We start from the raw sequence: 17,056 nt of genomic DNA on the forward strand, positions 1-17,056 counted from the left end.
ATCGCAAATACTCATTAGCTCCGAGTGACTGTATCTTCTTTAAGTATTCTTTAAGTAGCTGTGTGCTCATTAATCCGAAGAGTTAACGAGTCTGCCGTCTTCCATTCTGAGAACTCGATCGTCATCTCGGAGATATCGGTGATCGTGAGTCACTGTCACCACGGTCACTCCTTCGTTCTGATTAAGATCGCGAAGCATCGAAAAGATCCGCTCTCCGGTTTCCGAGTCGAGCTCTCCGGTCGGCTCATCCGCAAGAATTAATTTCGGTTTCTTTAAGAGAGCGCGGGCGATCGCGACACGCTGCTGTTCTCCTCCTGAGAGTTCACTGGGGCGGTGATGAATTCGATCTCCCAGCCCGACGTCGATCAGAAGTTGCCTCGCTGCAGAACGATACTTGTACGCTTGTCCGGTCGGGAGAAACGGCACGAGAACATTGTCGAGACATTCGAGAGTCCGAAGAAGATTGAAACTCTGGAAGATAAATCCAATCTCTGCCCGCCGCAGCTGATTCATTTGGGAAGCAGACAGTTCACTCAACGAGTTTCCGTCGATCGAAATTTCTCCGGACGTCGTTTGCTCAAGTCCTCCGAGTAAATAAAGAAGCGTACTCTTCCCACTTCCGGACGGTCCGAGGATGAAAGCGAATTCTCCATGCGAGATCGTCAGTTCGAGATCATGCAGAACGTGAACCGTCGTGGCGGCACTTCCATACGACTTGTTCACTCCTTTCACAGCGATCATATTCGCGAACTCCTTCGAGCTGTTCTTCCCAGGACGAGCCCGACTTTTCCGCCTGTATAAAATTGAACGAAGTGATGTTCCAACCGACTCACTGTCAAGCTCCTCCCCGTCGAATCGACTGCATCGGCGAGAGCTTCGCTGCCGACCAGGCCGGGAACAGTCCGCCAATGAGCCCGAGAACAACGCTGAACACAACACTCGACACAAGCAGCCCCAGCCCGGCATGAAGCTGTAAGCGGTCTGGCCAGACGCTATTTACAATCAGTGTTCCAATCCAACCGCAAGACGCCCCCAAAGCTCCTCCAAGCAGGCCAATCAATCCACTTTCAATGGTCATCAACTGAACGATGTTTGTCTGTGACCAGCCATTGGCTCTGAGAACTCCGAACTCTGTCGTTCTCTCGGAGACACTCATCATCATGGTGTTGACGATGCTGAGCGTGGCGATCGAAACCCCAATCGCTGTCATGATCATCAAAAACAAGTTGAGGTCCTGACTAAATTCGCGGACGCGTGTTCCCCAGTCGTCGGCTGTTCGAATTTCAACCGGAGACCGTTCGCTGTCGGTTTCTGATCCTTCGGAGCCTTGCGATTGCCCCGAAAGTGTTTGCCCGAGCGCACGATAGAGATTTCCGAGCCCTGTTCCGCCTGAGTTGCCCCCTTCCGAGAGGGAGCGCCCGGCCAGAACGTCTTCAATCGATTGCTTGAGTTCATCGTCGGTCAGTGTCCCGTTGCTCTCAACATAAAAGCAGGCCACCGTATCCGGACTGATGCGACCCACTGCCCGGCATGTTTCGAGACTCATCAGAATGTTCACGTCCAAGAGTATCGATCCTGTCGAGTAAATTCCGACGATCTCAAACTCGGCCCCATTCAATGTAAACCGCTCTCCGACACCTTTGGCGAGTTGATCGGAAACTTCTTGACTGATCAGGCAGCGATTCTTTGCGATGTCCGTGAGATCGAGAAAACGCCCGTCGATCAGATTTTCTCGATAGGCCCCTCGCTCCAGTCGAAGATTCGGCTCGATATCAATTCCGACACCGAGTCGCGGCGGATTGATGATCACTTCTCCGTCGAGTTGATTCACGCGGAAGTAAGCCTGAGAGTCAACGGTCCTGACTCCCGGAAGTTCTTTCAGGTCGTCAGCCCAATGAGCCGGGAGGCTCGAGAACAAAGGAATCGGCGCCCCAGCCTGTTGAACCAGAAGCCCCGGAATTTGCTCGAAGGTGCGTCGGACGATGGAGTCCAACCCGCCAGCGATTGAAAACAGCCCGACCATTCCGCCAATCGCCACCGCAAGTCCCAATACAGAGAGCAGCGTCCGCATCGGTCGACTTGCGAGATTTCGAAATGCAAAACCAATCATGCCGTGGCTGTTCTCACTTGGGCTAACTTCACAGTCATCACCGCTCGTTTCGTTCCGTTCGGAAAATCTCGTAACACCTTGCCGTCACACCCGAGACGATGATTTTCCGCCTCACATAACAACCGTTTGCTGATTGCAGAGTTCACCGGATCAGCGTCGACTGATACGGAATTGTGACGTATTGAAACGAAAAGTGCGAACAAGGCAGCGAAGCGAGTTGAGAGACGCAGATGCTGAGAACGGCGCGATCGTCGAGAATCCACTTCACCTTCAGAAATTCTTAATTGAGATCATGCAAAGTTTGCGAGTCAGATTACTTTTCCAGAAAACTGTTTATGATGCATCACCTCGAAAGCGCATTTCGAGTGGTCTACATATTGGATTGATCGAGAAAGTGTGAGTCATGTCCCCCAAAAAAGATATTCACGACAAACTCAGTGAACTGGCCGGGAATTTGTGGTGGAGTTGGCAGCCCGACGTGACCGCCATCTTTCGAGAAATCGACCCGATTCGATGGAGTGAACTGTCCCACAATCCCATCCTGCTCCTTCGCGAATATCCTCCAGAGAGACTGGAAGAACGGGCACGCGAAGAGATGCTGCACTCCCGAATTAATGCCGCATATCGAGACTGGCAGGACTATATGTCCTCGTCGAACACGTGGGGAGATATCCATGCTGGGGTTCTGGGATTCCGCCCGGTCGCGTATTTCTCTGCAGAATTCGGGCTTCACGAATCGTTCCGAATCTATTCCGGGGGTTTGGGGGTTCTGGCAGGAGACCACTTGAAAAGTGCGTCCGATCTGGGAATTCCCCTCGTCGCAGTCGGCCTCTTTTACAACGAGGGATATTTCAAGCAGGTCGTGAAAGAGGATGGCTGGCAGAGCGAAGAATATATCCACGCCAATCCAGCCGACTTGCCGATGAATGAAGTCTCCAACCCGGACGGCTCAGAGCTTCGCATTCAACTGGAAACTCGAACCGGCGTGATTCATGCGAAAGTCTGGCAGATGGATGTCGGCCGCATCCCGTTGTATCTGCTCGACACAAACATCGACGAAAACATCGACGAAAACAACGAAGAAGACCGAAAACTGACCTCTCGTCTTTACGGTGGCGATCAGCGAATGCGAATTCGTCAGGAGCTGTTGCTCGGAATCGGCGGAGTCCGTGCTCTGAACGCGGTCGGAATTCTTCCCCGTGTCGTTCATATGAACGAAGGACACTCGGCGTTCGCTGGACTCGAGATCATCCGCTCACGCATGGTGAACGATGGTCTCTCGTTTCACGACGCGCATCGGGAAACACAAGCATCGGGAGTCTTCACAACTCATACTCCGGTTCCAGCTGGGCATGACCGCTTCGATGGGGAACTCGTGGAAGAGCACCTCGGACCGATTCGCGATTCACTCGGACTGGAGTACAACGACCTCCTCGCACTCGGAAGAGTGGATCCACAGAATCACAGTGAATCGTTTTGTATGACAGTCCTTGCCTTCAAGACCGCAAGGCGAGCAAACGGGGTGTCGAATCTGCATGGCATTGTCAGCCGACGAATGTGGCAAAGCCTTTGGCCCTGGCGAAGCGAAGAAGAAGTCCCTGTCGGACATATCACGAACGGCGTTCACGTTTCAACCTGGCTCGCGCAGCCCATGCGTGTCTTCTATGATCGTGTCCTTCCCGAGAATTGGTCTCGACGCAGTGGCGACCCGATCGTCTTCTCGAAATTCGACGAAGTTCGTCCGACCGAACTTTGGGAAACTCACCAGTCGTTGAAGAGTCGATTGATTCTCTTCGCCCGTCATCGGTTGCTGGTCCAGGCAAAACGAAACGGCCTGAGCGACGAACAAATTCAGGCGACTCAGTCGACGCTCGATCCGCAACACTTGCTGATCGGGTTCGCTCGTCGGTTCGCCCCTTACAAACGAGCCGATCTCGTTTTGCGTGATCTTGAGCTGTTCGAGCAACTTGTTTGCGACGATGATCGCCCCGTCCAATTCATCTTTGCCGGGAAAGCACACCCGGCTGATGAACAGGGAAAACAGATCATGCAACGCATCTTCAAAATGACTCAGGAGAGCCGATTTCGGGGACGAGTCGTGTTTCTCGAAGACTACGACATGAAGCTCGGTCGACGGCTCGTCCAAGGTGTCGACGTCTGGCTAAACAACCCGCGCCGCCCTTACGAAGCTTCCGGAACCAGCGGTCAGAAAGTGGTTCTGAATGGAGGACTTAATCTTTCCGTTCTGGATGGTTGGTGGGCAGAAGCGTATGATGGACAGAACGGATTCGCCATCGGCGATGGTCAGATTCACGCGAATCAGGAGGTTCAGGATCAGCGAGATGCTGATTCCCTGATGGAGACCCTCCGTAAAGAAGTGATCCCACTGTACTACACGCGAAACGACGATGACCTGCCGCTGGAATGGATCAACAAAATGAAGCGAGCTGTCAGAACGTTGGGCTGGCGGTTTAACGCGGATCGAATGGTGATGGATTACGTCAAGAGTGCATACCTTCCAGCATCTGGCAGCGAGTCATGCGATATGAGAATCATTCCTTAACGACGCCCTGTGTGCAGACTTCCGGCTCGTCGAATCAAATTCGCCAGGTGACCTGGAGAGACCTCGTACTAGCGTGGTGTCTGTGGGTCCCCCTTGCTGGAGTCTTCGCGACGTCCGCAGCCGCAGTTGAAGCAGCCCAAAAGTCTGCTCAGCAAAACGACGGGCAGTTAACGGATGAACAATGGCTCGATGTGATGAAGTCGCTCGACTTCACAACGCTCGCCGATCGGCGTTACGTTCAGGGAATGCATTCGATTGTCATTGACGAAAGTGCTCCGGCATCCACTCGCAGGATGGCCGCTCATACCCTCGGTCGTGTGGGCGAGCCAGCTGCGGTCGTCATTCCCGATTTGATCGAGATCGTTCAAAATCCGGGAGAGAATGATCTGGTGACGCGTTTGTGGGCGCTGAAGGCTCTCTCGCTGTTTGGAATCGTCGCAGAAGAGGCGACTCCGACAATTGCCGGCATCGTGCTGGATGAGACCATGCCGTTTCAGATTCGCGTCAATGCGATGGATGCGCTCGGACGCGTCGGACGACAGCATCAGCAGACGATTCCAACGCTTCTGAGAGTCTTGCGATCACAACCAAAATCTGACTCCACGTCAGCCAAACAGCTCCGAATGGCTGTCGCTGAAGCATTGTGGTATCTGGGACCGGACGCAGCCGTCGCATTACCGGATTTGATTCAGGCAACACGTGCTCCGTGGTCGCCTTTACGGTTGGCAGCGGTGACGACCATTGGAGAAATCGGACCTCAGTCGGAAATCGCAATTTCCATTCTGGTGGATATCGTTCTCTTCGACGAAGCTGGCGAAGTTCGCGAAGCGGCCGCCGACGCGATGGGCAACATCGGTCAGGCGAGCATTTCAGCCCTGAATCAATTGATCGACGATCCCGACCCGGAAGTTCAGAAACTCGCCATCCGAGCCATCCGAAATCTTCAGTCGTCCCCGGTTCTCACAACCCTGCTCGAACAACAATTCTCCTCCGAGAATCCACTCACGCGCGTTCTCGCTGCGGAGGCATTGCTGCTCAATCAGCCCGGCCATGAAAAAGCGATTGGTGTGCTCGCAGTCGAACTTGGAAACGAAGAACGTCGCGTTCGAGTCACCGCGTACTCGGCATTGCTTAAGAATCTCGGTTCACTCGATAAGAAACGAAATCTTCTGATCGACCACATCAACTCACCCGAAACACCTGCTCAGTCTCGCTCCGCAGCCCAAAGGCTCCTACGGAAACTGGAAATGATGGACGCAAATTCGTCCGAAGAGTCCACGTTCTAACGTAGAAATCACTCACAGGTGATCAGCACGCGAGCATCTTCGTGAGTGTTTCACGTCGATTGGCGAGGGCAGTCACAGAACTCAGCGGGTCCGGCGAGATCGTGACGAAAGGTATGCTCCGAGTGCCTTTTGATACGGGTCCGACGTCGTCATCGTCAACAGATCGAATCCGGTGTGCGCACTCAGGTCGATGAGTTCCTGCTCAAACTTTTCGAATTGTTCCATGTAAATCGTCCGCAGCCGGTGGGGATCGACCAGAAGCTTGTCTTGCAGGTCTTCGAGGTTGCGAAATTGGGTTGGCTTGCTGAACGGAAAATCCCGCTCTTCTGGAGCCAGAACCTGACAGAGCAACACTTCGTGTTGATGCCGCTGAAAAGAACTCAGCGCCGTACGCAGTGCTTTCAGATCATCGAAGAAGTCACTGATAAGAATGACGATACTCCGCCTCTTGAGAGTCGGAATCAGCTTTTCGAAGACCGCAGAGAGGCTCGTCTCGCTTCCGGTTTTGCTCGACTCAAGAACCTGATTGATATGCTGCACAATCTTCGGACTCGACGACGGTTCGATCCGGTGGCGAATTTTGGTGTCGAATGTCGTCAGCCCCACCGCGTCGCGTTGTCGATGCAGTAAATAGGTAAAACACGCAGCCAACTGCGTTCCGTAGGCAAATTTGGAAATCGTGCTCGAACCGTATCCCATGCTGCCGGAACAGTCGACGATCAGGTAAGCTCGAAGATTCGTTTCTTCCTCGAACTCCTTGATGTAATACTTCCCGGTCTTTCCGAATGCCCTCCAGTCGATGTGACGAACTTCATCGCCGGGGTAGTATTGCCGATGCTCAATGAACTCAACACTGGAGCCTTTGAATGGGCTCTTGTGTTGGCCGATCATATAACCTTCGACTACGAGTTTGGCCACCACCTCAAGCCGTCCGAACTTGGCGAGAGCGCTGGGATCGTCACTGACTTCGTGAGATGGCATTGAGGGTTCTTATCTCGGGTTTCTGGAAACACAGCTTGTCGTGAAACGAATTCCCCAGCGTTCTGCACTCATCGGAATCGCTTCGTTCGAAGATCGTCACCGATGCGGTTCAAGCAAGCAAACAGCGAAGATCAGCGTCCTCTAAACGATTTCTTCACTGGGGTTTCAACGAAATTTGACAGCAATCTGGTAACACGAACTTGATCAGGTCGATTGAGTGCAGTTTCATGGATGAGATATGATCGGTTCAAGTGATTGATCACATGAATTGAACAACTGGCGACTCTTAGAGCATTTTTCGAAACGGACTTCGCGACTTTGTACGAGCAAACGCAGCTTTCCACTGAAGAAACGTGTTGAAGCGAGTGCAGAGGAACCATGAAAGTGGCCTAAGTACACAAATCGCTTCCAGATGCATCAGAATGCCATGCATAAATGCGGTGGCTCATATTGATTGCGGAGAAGGATCGAGATGCAAAAACTGTCCGAAATCCTGCGCGTCTTCGTCCTTGTCGGACTTCCCGCCATGGGAGTGGTGATCGTCGATGCTGTGGCGACATCCGGAATTGGGCTCGGGATGGTGACAATGGCCATCCTCTTATCGGCTCTGTCCGCCTGGCTTCTCATTCGCTCCAGTATCAAACAGGAACAGGAGTTCGAAACGGAATGTCGCCGACTCTCACAAACCCTCCGGTCCTTGGAAAGCGGCACGCCACCTCCAAACTCAACTGGAGAAGGCCTTTCCTCGTTTGTCCGGAACTCGAATTCCCCATCATCTTCCACGATTCAGCTCTTCCAAAAAACGAGTGATGAAGTTGTCGAATTCATGAATTCGCTTCATCAGGAGAATTCACAACTCGGGAAAAGCGACGCGAGATACCAGTCGATCCTCGAAGCAATGTCGGAAGGCGTTCTGCTCATCGATTGCGACGGAAAGATCTCCTTCGGAAACTCGTCCGCAGGAAAACTCCTCGACCGCGACTGGAAAATGATCGAAGGGCGACACCTGTGGGAAGTCGTCCGAAATACCGATCTTCAGTCAACCATCGAAATCGCATTTGAAAGCGAAGGAATCGTTCGGCATGAGTTCGAACATCCTCGCACAAAAAGCATCATCGGCACGAGTGCCGTTCCGATTGAAGTCAACGACGGACAGGGGCTTCTGATCGTCCTTCATGATGTCACCGAACTCCGGCGACTCGAAAAAATGCGGCGAGAGTTCGTTTCCAATGTCTCCCACGAGCTGAAAACACCACTCACAGCCATTCAGGCATACGCTGATACGCTCATCGAAGGGGGACTTGAAGACGTTGAGAACAGTCAGATGTTCGTCGAACGAATCCTCGATCAGGCGGGGCGACTTCAAACGCTGATCCAAGACATGCTTCGCCTCGCGAGAATTGAATCTCAGGCGGACGCTTTCCAGCTGCAAACCATCTCGCTTTCTGAAGTTCTCGAAAGCTGCGTCGACGCACGACAGGCCGTCGCGCGTTCAAGAAACGTCAACTTAACGTACGATCCCCCCACCGATGAAATCTCGGTCGTCGCGGATCGCGAAGGACTTCGCACAGTCTTCGACAATCTGATCAACAATGCATTGAATTACACCGCGGATCAGGGAGCAGTGAGCGTTCGCGGCTTCTGCCACGACGGAAAAGCCATCGTCGAAGTGGAAGACAACGGAATCGGGATTCCTCAGGAACATCAGTCCCGTATCTTCGAAAGGTTCTACCGCGTCGACAAAGCACGTTCACGGGGAATGGGAGGAACTGGGCTCGGACTGGCCATCGTCAAGCACTGCATGGGTGTCTTCGGAGGCGAAATCGAAGTCGAGAGCGAAACCGGTCGCGGAACACTCATCCGGATTCTGCTTCCCGTATCGGAACAATCGGCACAACTCATCGAAACCGTTAAGGGATCGACTTGAGTCATCGATTCCGGTTTGTTGCTTTTCGGCATCAATCATTTACGGGCTAAGGTTGCGCGATCGATCAGTTCCCATCAGGAAAGTTCTCGTGCAACCGCGTCTCACCCCAGACCAATCTACGTCGACATCTTCCCCGAACCTTTCGACCAATTCTGACAGCGCTAATTCTGAGAGCGCTGGGTCTCCAAGCACAATGCAGTCGTTTGTAAGTTGGCTGAAGGTCAACCGCTGGGAAGTTCTCGGATTGCTCTGCGGGATCTTCGCTGTTTACTCTCCGGTGATCCGATTCGAATTCTTAAACTGGGATGACACCTGGTATATCATCAACAACGAACTCATCCAGTCATGGAGCTTTCAGGGGCTTTACGGCATTGCGACAGAACCAGTCGCTCGCAATTTTGCCCCGCTGACGATTTTCACATTTCTCATTGAGCATACACTCTGGGGAATGTGGTCGGGAGGATATCACCTCACCAACCTCGCCCTTCACACGATCAATGCGGTCTTCGCTTATGCTCTCCTGCGACGCCTCACCGGAAGCTCGCTTCTCGCCTGGACGGTCAGTCTGATTTTTGCGATGCATCCGGTTCAAGTGGAAACAGTCGCCTGGGTTTCTTCCCGCAAATCACTTCTTTCCGCAACGTTTATGCTCGCAAGCTGTCTTTGTTGGCTTCGTCCCGATCGAACGTCGCGCCACGAAGGATTCGGAACTCTCTGGCTGATCCTCGGTCTCTTGAGCAAAGCGTCGGCTGTTGTCGTCCCACCAATTGTGATTGCTTACGATGTTCTCATCGCCCGGCGGTCCTTCGCGGAAAGCTTTGCGAAGCAAGTCGTTCCGATGTTCTTCTCAGTTCTACTCATTCTTGTGACAATGTCCGCCCAGACGACCATCGTCGGCGGCGTGCGCGGTCACATCGGAGCCAGCAAACTGTGGATTCTCGCGATCGATTCCACCATTCTCTGGCGTTATGTCGCGATGTCATTGTATCCGACGAATCTCTGTGTTCTTTACGATCCCGCCACGACCGGCATCGCCCACTGGATTGCCCTTTCTCTCCTCGGTTGGGGCGGCGTCGGTCTCTGGACGTACCGAATTCGCCATTCCAATCCCGTCCCCCTGTTTTGTCTGGTGACGTGGCTTCTGCTTCTCTTTCCAGTCTTGAACTTCTTCCCCATCACCACGCTGATGAATGACCGGTATCTCTATTTGCCACTGATTCCATTCTTTGTGGGAGTCTTCAATGTTGCGGAAGTCTGCTGGACCAAGTTCCGCAGCACCGAATGGAGTTCAGCTGTTCGCCGAATCCCGAATTCAGCCATTGCCGTGACGTTCGGCGTCGTGCTGTGTGGCCTGTATACGTTCCGCACACTCGAATATCTCAGCGTGTGGACCAATCCAGTGACGTTATGGAATTACGCGCGACAAACCACGCCAAGCCTGCCCGTGGTTCAAATCCAATGGGCCATCACATTGGAAAGCGAAGGCCGTCGCGATCTGGCAATCCAGACGCTGCAAAAAGCGATGGAACAAAACCCCGATGCGGGCGACGCGGAACGGATTCAATCGAAGATCGACCTGTGGTCTGCGCAGGAAACGACTTCTCCCGAGAGCTGAGAATCGTCGCCGGGGCCATTCACGAAGATGCTCTTTCGCGCTGTGAAGTATTGCTCGAGGGTCACGTTTCAATCAAACGATTGAAAACCGCCTCCCGTCCTTCATTGGGCGCTGCTAATGTCTTTCCGAAGCTTCATCGCTTCTCGGAGATAGACATGAACCATCTCTGATTGCTTCTTTTCGGTGTTCACATGCAGAAGGATACGAATCACTCGTGGAAGTGCTCCGTCCACGTTGATTTCCGAAGCACACAAGAGAGGAACTGCCCCCATTCCGATTTCCCGGGCTGATTCCGCCGGAAAGGCTGCATTCAAATCTGATGTCGTTGTGAAGATAGCTGAAACGATCTCCGAGAAATCCTGCAGATCGTTTCGCGCGATGACCTGTTCGAGAAGTTCCCACGTCGCCTGCAGAATTTCTTCCTTGGAATTTGTCTCAACTGTAATGGCGCCTCTCACCCCTCGTACGGGCATTACCGATTCTCTCTGACAGAAGATGAATGACTTAGAGCACGTTGCTCTTTCCTGTGCACTCGCTTGCGCTGGTTCATCAGATCAAAGGCTGATTCTGCTCGTGCGAGTGAGTGCAAACCAAATCAAAAGTTGCTCTAGAAAATGTGTCCCAACGCGGAAAATAGCGGAAGTACCCTCAAAAACTCAATGACAGTGAACAGAAACACGTCATTGAATTTACTGAGGCCAGCTTTTGAACGGCATTTTGACGAGGCTGGAGTTGTGATAACGGCGGTCACCAGTCACTTCGTCCCCGAGCCAGGGAGGCTTCTCGAAAGGTTGATCTTCTGCTGTAAGTTCAATTTCAGCCACGATTAGACCAGCGTTGTCGCCAAGGAACTCGTCAACTTCCCAAAGCATTCCCTCGTAATCGACAAACCAGCGATACTTCTCGATCAACGGCCCATCACAAAGGGCCAGCATCTCTTCTGCGTCGCTCACCGGAACTTCGTACTCGAACTCCTGTCGAGTCGTGTCGTTTGTCAATGACTTAATCGTGAGCCATGCGCGATCGCCAGCGATGCGCACCCGCACAGTCCGCTCGGGATCGCGAGAAAGATACCCTTGTCGGAACGGAACAGACCGTCCAGTGCGAAAGTCTCCAGCAACCAGAAACTTACGTTCAATTTCGATGCCCATGCCGCTTGTTACTCGGTATCCAGTTTCGGAGGGGTCATGCGATAGACGGATGTGTCGACATATCCTGAAGGAACCCCTCCACCCGCTGCCATTTCTTTGAGGTTCTTTTCGAGCTCTTGATCCGACTGGAAATGCCCCGCCTGTTGAGCGTCTCGAAAATTGGCTTCGAATTCGGGAAGGATCAGGTCAACGTCTTCGCTGTTTGCTTCTTCACGCATTCGATCGGTGAACATCACACCATCGAGATGATCCGATTCGTGCTGCACAACTCGGGAAGGAAGCTCACTCAGATCCATAGAGAACCCTTGACCGGACAGATCGAATGCCTCGATTGTCACCTGCTCGGACCGCGTGACATCGCCATACAGCCCAGGCAGACTCAAGCACCCCTCCTCACCCACAACACTTCCGCGACGTTTTCGGATCACAGGATTGATGAAAACGAGTTCTTCATCCGGTTCGTCAGCACGTGCTGCAAGATTGACGATAAAGAAACGAAACGGAAGCCCCACCTGATTGGCGGCCAGACCAATTCCATTCGCTTCGTACATCAACTCGAACATCCGTTGAATTGTTTTCCTCAACGAACTGTCGATCCGCTGCACGTCGACTGACTGGAATCGTAATGCTGGATGGGGGAAGTGAATGATCTCCATAGTCGACTTTGCGTTTCCCTGTGTGAAATAAGGCAATCAACCACCAGTGTTGTCAATTTCAGTGAAACGGACAAGCGGCGTGCACCGGGAATTCTGTGGTTCGTCTTATTCGACAGGCCATTTCAACAGTTGTTGCCACACCGCAGAACCGTGTTCACCACCCACCGGATGAAACTCGTTCGATACGTGTGACCACTGCGTTTCGCCACGAGGCAACATCTTCGAAACGATCAGTCCTGACCGTGCATTTCGCGCGGAGGATAACCAGCCCAGACAAGAGGTTTGGCCAGTTTGTCTGCCTGTTTCGTTTCAAGGCTTTTCAGAATCTCGAGCACTGTCCCGGTTTTGGCGAGCTGAGCTTTCAACTTCTTGAGCACATCGCCAGGAATATTGATCGAGCCAGCTCCTTCTCCGCCCTCGAGATAACTTCCCTTTTGATCGAAGACAGCCCAGTAAATGGTTCTCGGATGACGTTTCGCGCCATCCCGAGCCTTCTCTGCGCCGCCTCCCTTTACTCGTTGTCCGCTGACTGTATACAGATCACGCCGTTCAAAGATAACGGCAATGATGTTCCAGTCTTTTCCACCGAACAACCCAAACATGTGACTCTCCTGCGTTCCGACGGCGCGTCGTGTCCTGACCACAATTGACGACGGTGTCAATTGACGGAACGCCATTGAAACCAAGCCAGCCCCCTGAGTCAATCGACAGGGGGCGGTTTTACCGGGTGCGCCGTCATCGCAAGATCGATCATTTTCCGTCGGTTCGAAGCAATTGAAATGCTCTAGTAGCTGATTTCCTCGACATTACGATCTGCATAGTTCACGTCATCCGTGAATGATGGGGCGTCTCCTCCGTCCGACGATTCCATGGAAACAGGTCGTGCGGTTGTGACCGTCACCGGATCATTCAAATAGGCTTCCCGCATACGGAATGCAATTTGATCATCACCGACCTGCACCGACGAAATTGTCATTGCGGAAGGACTCGAAACAGCCACAGCACCCCGGCCGAATGTTCGGTTCTGGCCGATCAATTGCACGCGGACGACTGTTGTATCCGGATAGGTGAGTGCGATTTCGACTTCCGGGGCTGGGGTATTCGAACCGAGTGGAGACCCCCAATTGACGTTTTCTGCAAATCGCAGGTCGTAAAAACCGTTTCCGGGTTGAACACTCGGATCGGCAAGCTTGGTTCCACCCTGCCGGACTTCGAAGCTCGCCAAATGGAGCTGCCATGCATATCCCACTCGGAGCGTCAACTGGTCGCGCCCGAATGAACTCTGTGGAAACGCGGCAAGTGAAGCATGAATGCTTCGCATCACGAACTCGGGAGTTCGGTCCGGTCCGACGAGAGCCGAACAACGCAGCAACACAGGCGCGGGAAGATGCGCCACGACTCGGGGATCCTGGATCAATTTCGCCAGCTTTTCTTCATCACGAGCGAAGTAGTAAAGAGACGCCAGAAAGACATGGCTACGAGGTTCTTCAAGTCCAACGTCCAGATTTCGCAAAATGGCATCTTCGGCCATCGCGATCTGTCCATGACGCTGGAGCACTCTCGCAGCGACAAGATTGGCTTCCCAGACATCCGGCGAATAATTCAATGCCTTCTGTGCATAGAGGACCGCTGAAGAGTCCCCTCGATAGTCTTGAATCGCTGCACAATTCGCCATTGCCGTTGCCAGCATATCGTCTTTGCGAAAGTGATCGCGACCGATTTTATCGAGGTAATCATAGGTTTCGAGCGCTTCATCGAGTTGTCCGAGTTCCTGCTGTGTGCGGCTCAGATAATACCAGTACGGCGGATAGGCAATCATGTAAGACTTCATCCGCTGAAGAATTCGCAAACGACGTTCGGCATCTTCCTGGTTCGCTGCTTCTTCGAGGTGATCAAGATCGTCCCCACGGACCAGCCATCGATCCGGAATTTCTTTCCGCCGAGCCATTTCCCAGAAAGTATCCAGCAGCTGGTTCGACCTCTTGAGGATTCCCGCAATGCGAGACTTTTCCAGCTTCAAGAGATCCATATCTCGCTGGTAGCCCTTGCTCCGGTAGTCCCACCAGCTGTTGGCTCCGGTGCGGATCGCACTCCCGAACTGAGCGGTCGCCAATTCAGTTCCAAATGCCAAAGCATCCCAAGTCAATTGACGCCGCACGGATCGACCGTGATGGGAACTGACAAGATCTTCTTCCGTTTCCGTCAAACCGATCTGCGAAATCTCATCAAGCACGGCTGAATACAGAGAGACGACTTCTTTGTCCTCGACACGCGTCAGGTTGAGGTTGTTGAGGATCTTGGCTTCCTCTTCCCGAAGCACTTCTTCTGTTGGATTTTTTCGAATGCGATGAAATGCTGCGCGGCAGTAGTTCAACGCGACTGCAGTTTTCAATGCTTCTTCGTTCTTGAGAGCTTCCGCGATTTCATCTTTCTCCCCCGAAAGAATTCCGGTCGGCGCTTCCACTGGAGCGGCGGTCTCGGCTTCTGTTGCAGCGACTGGTTTCTCTGCAGAAACAGTTTCCTCGCCAGAGATGCATTCGCGAGAGAATGTCATCCCCCCTGACAAAATTATCAAAGCAAGAATGGTCGATCTCATAGGTGTCTGATTGGTCATAGCTCTTACTCGAATTCCAGGTTTGATTCCCTGAACCCTTCTGAGTTCCACAATACAGGTCGCCAGCAAGCAGATGTTGAGTTCTTCAGGCAGAAGCCGTGCCCAAACCATGAATTCATTGCGAAGTAGTGATTACGAAAAGCTTGAGGCCCCCGCAGAGTTTGCCCAACCTTCCTGCCCTCGTTGAACCGACAATCGCAACCGGACAAACCGGCAAGACTCGCCGGTTCGGCGTGCACCAAAACTCGCTGCACAAGACCAAAGTTGCAAAGCTTGCAACAGCAATTTGAAGGGATTTCGAAAGTTGGACAGCTCGTCCTTCACGCAACAACACCCGAATTGCTGCGAGAAGCGTTCAGGAAGAAGCTGATTCGATGCGGGATCTCGGCAGATCTGCCGACTCTCTCGCCAATCCAGTTCGAATCACGAATGACCAGCTAGAAGCGGTCTCTTTCAGACGAATTAAGTCGTGACGGTCGCATCCGTCACTCGCCATCAGCATGCCCGCAAACCGGCGAGACAAGCCCGTTGGCGCGTTGCCGACGGGTTTGGTTTTTCTATAGCTGGCGTCTCACTCCCGACGCTACGACTCCTGAACTCCGACCTGTGAAGCAACCTGATCGAACGCCCAGGGAATGATGTAATACAACCCGATGATCACACCCGCAATGAGGGCGATCCACACGAGCAGACCAACAAAGCCGACGGCGCTATTCGTCAGCTTCCACAGCGAACGCCACAACTTTCGCCGTTCATACTGTTTCGCCAGTTTCTGATACTCGGCCGCCAGATTGTTGTCTCGTTCTTTCGACACCTGTCGAGTCAGCATCCGCTTAGCTTCTTCTTCAAACTCGCGGAATTGGGCCAGCGGAAGGAACGGTCCTTTCGAACTCGTCGCCGCTGTCGTTTTGCCGTTCAGCTTGTCGGTTTTCATCGCTGTGACAATCTGCGGAGCAGTCATCTTTCCGACTTTCACGCGACCGTCTGAACCGATTCGTTTGACATACCACTGCCCCGACGAATTGACCATCGTCTGGGACTTGGCAAACTCTGACGTATTACTGGCTCGGGCAGTTTTTTTCTTCGGCTTCGTCTGCGGAATTTTGGCTGAGCTCGCTTTGCTCGTCGATACAGCTCCCCCCGCCCTCTGTGGGACGATTCGTTGTGCGTCCTCAATGAACGACAGCGATTCCCCCGCTAAACCAAGCGATTCCAGATCCGAAATCATATGCGCACACGTCTGATACCGATGTTCGCGTTTCGCTGCCAATGCCTTGTCGATGATTAAATCGAGCCGTTCAGGGATCTCCGGATTGTGTCTCCGGGCGGAAATGAACTGGCCCTTCTCTTTGTTCATGATCAGTTCAAGCACCGATTCCCCAGTGAATGGGTTTTCTCCGGTCAACAGAAAATAAAGCGTCCCTCCGAGGGCATAGACGTCGACACGGCGGTCGACGTATTTGGCGTTCCGGGCTTGTTCGGGAGCCATGTAATGGGGCGTCCCGAGACCAGTTCCACTTTGCGTCAGTCCAAGTTCTTCGTCGTCATCAACCGCTTTGGCGAGACCGAGATCCGAGACCTTGATCACACCTTTTTTGGTGACAAGAATGTTATCTGGCTTCACATCACGGTGAATCATTCCCATCTCGTGGGCATGTTCCAGGGCGTCTGCACAGATAAGTGCGGTGAGAATGGCATCCGGCACACTCAAGCGACCGAGTTGATCCACCCAATCCTGCATGCTCTGTCCGTCCATGAGTTCCATGGCGACATAGTTGTAGCCCTTTTCCTCTCCAACAGCGTAGCAAGTCACGACATTTGGATGATCGATCCGGGCCATGGCTCGCGCTTCGCGGATAAAGCGTTCAACAAACCCCGGCTTTTGTGCAAACTCTTTGGAAAGCACTTTCACCGCACAGTCACGATCGAGACTGATCTGATGCCCAAGATAGACAGTCCCCATCCCACCTTTGCCAAGCTTCCTTTTCAGGAGGAAGTCCCCGAGCACCGTCGATTTCCTGTCACCTGACATTCCGGTGGTTCCGTTTAGTTGAATCGAATTAGATGCAACAGTCATAGGATTTCAATTGGTCGAGATTGAGGTTTGCCTAACCTGTCCGTTGGCTCACTCAATCTTGGACCATGAAATCCAT

The 17,056-nt window shown here is 52.8% G+C and carries 13 protein-coding genes; 4 read left to right on the forward strand and 9 right to left on the reverse strand.

Going from position 1 to position 17,056, the window contains the following annotated elements; translation table 11 throughout:
• Positions 1 to 69: 69 nt before the first annotated feature.
• Entirely contained in the window at positions 70 to 741 is a 672-nt protein-coding gene (locus KOR42_RS16395; RefSeq protein ID WP_146510926.1) for an ABC transporter ATP-binding protein, read from the reverse strand.
• A 94-nt stretch (positions 742 to 835) separates the two neighbouring features.
• Positions 836 to 2,110 carry an ABC transporter permease gene (locus KOR42_RS16400; protein WP_146510927.1) on the reverse strand — a complete coding sequence of 425 codons (1,275 nt, stop codon included), beginning with the start codon at positions 2,108 to 2,110 and terminating at the stop codon, positions 836 to 838.
• Positions 2,111 to 2,513: 403 nt separating this feature from the next.
• On the opposite strand from KOR42_RS16400, the gene glgP reads away from it, so the two are divergent.
• Both glgP and KOR42_RS16410 read left to right on the forward strand, forming a co-directional pair.
• Positions 2,514 to 4,673, forward strand: a complete 2,160-nt coding sequence (glgP, locus tag KOR42_RS16405; RefSeq protein ID WP_146510928.1) for an alpha-glucan family phosphorylase — start codon at positions 2,514 to 2,516, stop codon at positions 4,671 to 4,673.
• A gap of 11 nt (positions 4,674 to 4,684) precedes the next feature.
• Positions 4,685 to 5,959, forward strand: a complete 1,275-nt coding sequence (locus KOR42_RS16410) for a HEAT repeat domain-containing protein (RefSeq protein WP_197441273.1) — start codon at positions 4,685 to 4,687, stop codon at positions 5,957 to 5,959.
• A gap of 81 nt (positions 5,960 to 6,040) precedes the next feature.
• On the opposite strand, the gene KOR42_RS16415 is transcribed toward KOR42_RS16410, so the two are convergent.
• Positions 6,041 to 6,940: a DUF58 domain-containing protein gene (locus tag KOR42_RS16415; RefSeq protein WP_146510930.1), complete on the reverse strand. Its 900-nt coding sequence runs from the start codon at positions 6,938 to 6,940 to the stop codon at positions 6,041 to 6,043.
• 472 nt (positions 6,941 to 7,412) lie between these two features.
• Here KOR42_RS16415 and KOR42_RS16420 point away from each other — a divergent pair, with 472 nt between their 5' ends.
• Together KOR42_RS16420 and KOR42_RS16425 are read left to right on the forward strand one after the other, a co-directional pair.
• The gene (locus tag KOR42_RS16420; RefSeq protein WP_146510931.1) at positions 7,413 to 8,867 is read left to right on the forward strand and encodes a sensor histidine kinase; all 1,455 of its coding nucleotides are present in this window, start codon (positions 7,413 to 7,415) and stop codon (positions 8,865 to 8,867) included.
• Between the two features lie 193 nt (positions 8,868 to 9,060).
• The gene (locus tag KOR42_RS16425) at positions 9,061 to 10,482 is read left to right on the forward strand and encodes a hypothetical protein (protein WP_146510932.1); all 1,422 of its coding nucleotides are present in this window, start codon (positions 9,061 to 9,063) and stop codon (positions 10,480 to 10,482) included.
• A 101-nt stretch (positions 10,483 to 10,583) separates the two neighbouring features.
• Here KOR42_RS16425 and aroH read toward each other — a convergent pair whose 3' ends face one another.
• The 6 genes from aroH to KOR42_RS16455 form a co-directional block, all read right to left on the reverse strand.
• Positions 10,584 to 10,955, reverse strand: coding sequence for a chorismate mutase (gene aroH / locus KOR42_RS16430; RefSeq protein ID WP_146510933.1), 372 nt, complete (start codon positions 10,953 to 10,955; stop codon positions 10,584 to 10,586).
• Between the two features lie 216 nt (positions 10,956 to 11,171).
• Positions 11,172 to 11,633 (reverse strand): CYTH domain-containing protein, encoded by a 462-nt coding sequence (locus tag KOR42_RS16435; RefSeq protein ID WP_146510934.1) that lies wholly within the window; start codon positions 11,631 to 11,633, stop codon positions 11,172 to 11,174.
• Between the two features lie 8 nt (positions 11,634 to 11,641).
• Positions 11,642 to 12,289 carry a peptide deformylase gene (gene def / locus KOR42_RS16440; RefSeq protein WP_146510982.1) on the reverse strand — a complete coding sequence of 216 codons (648 nt, stop codon included), beginning with the start codon at positions 12,287 to 12,289 and terminating at the stop codon, positions 11,642 to 11,644.
• Positions 12,290 to 12,519: 230 nt separating this feature from the next.
• On the reverse strand, positions 12,520 to 12,891 hold the full coding sequence (locus KOR42_RS16445) for a hypothetical protein (RefSeq protein ID WP_146510935.1): 372 nt from the start codon (positions 12,889 to 12,891) through the stop codon (positions 12,520 to 12,522).
• A gap of 182 nt (positions 12,892 to 13,073) precedes the next feature.
• Positions 13,074 to 14,843, reverse strand: a complete 1,770-nt coding sequence (locus KOR42_RS16450; protein ID WP_146510936.1) for a tetratricopeptide repeat protein — start codon at positions 14,841 to 14,843, stop codon at positions 13,074 to 13,076.
• Positions 14,844 to 15,486: 643 nt separating this feature from the next.
• Complete coding sequence (locus tag KOR42_RS16455; RefSeq protein WP_197441275.1) at positions 15,487 to 16,935, reverse strand: serine/threonine protein kinase; 1,449 nt, start codon at positions 16,933 to 16,935, stop codon at positions 15,487 to 15,489.
• Positions 16,936 to 17,056: the final 121 nt, after the last annotated feature.

Origin of the sequence: Thalassoglobus neptunius (assembly GCF_007859735.1) — a bacterium.
In the GTDB taxonomy this organism is placed as follows: Bacteria; Planctomycetota; Planctomycetia; order Planctomycetales; family Planctomycetaceae; genus Thalassoglobus; species Thalassoglobus neptunius.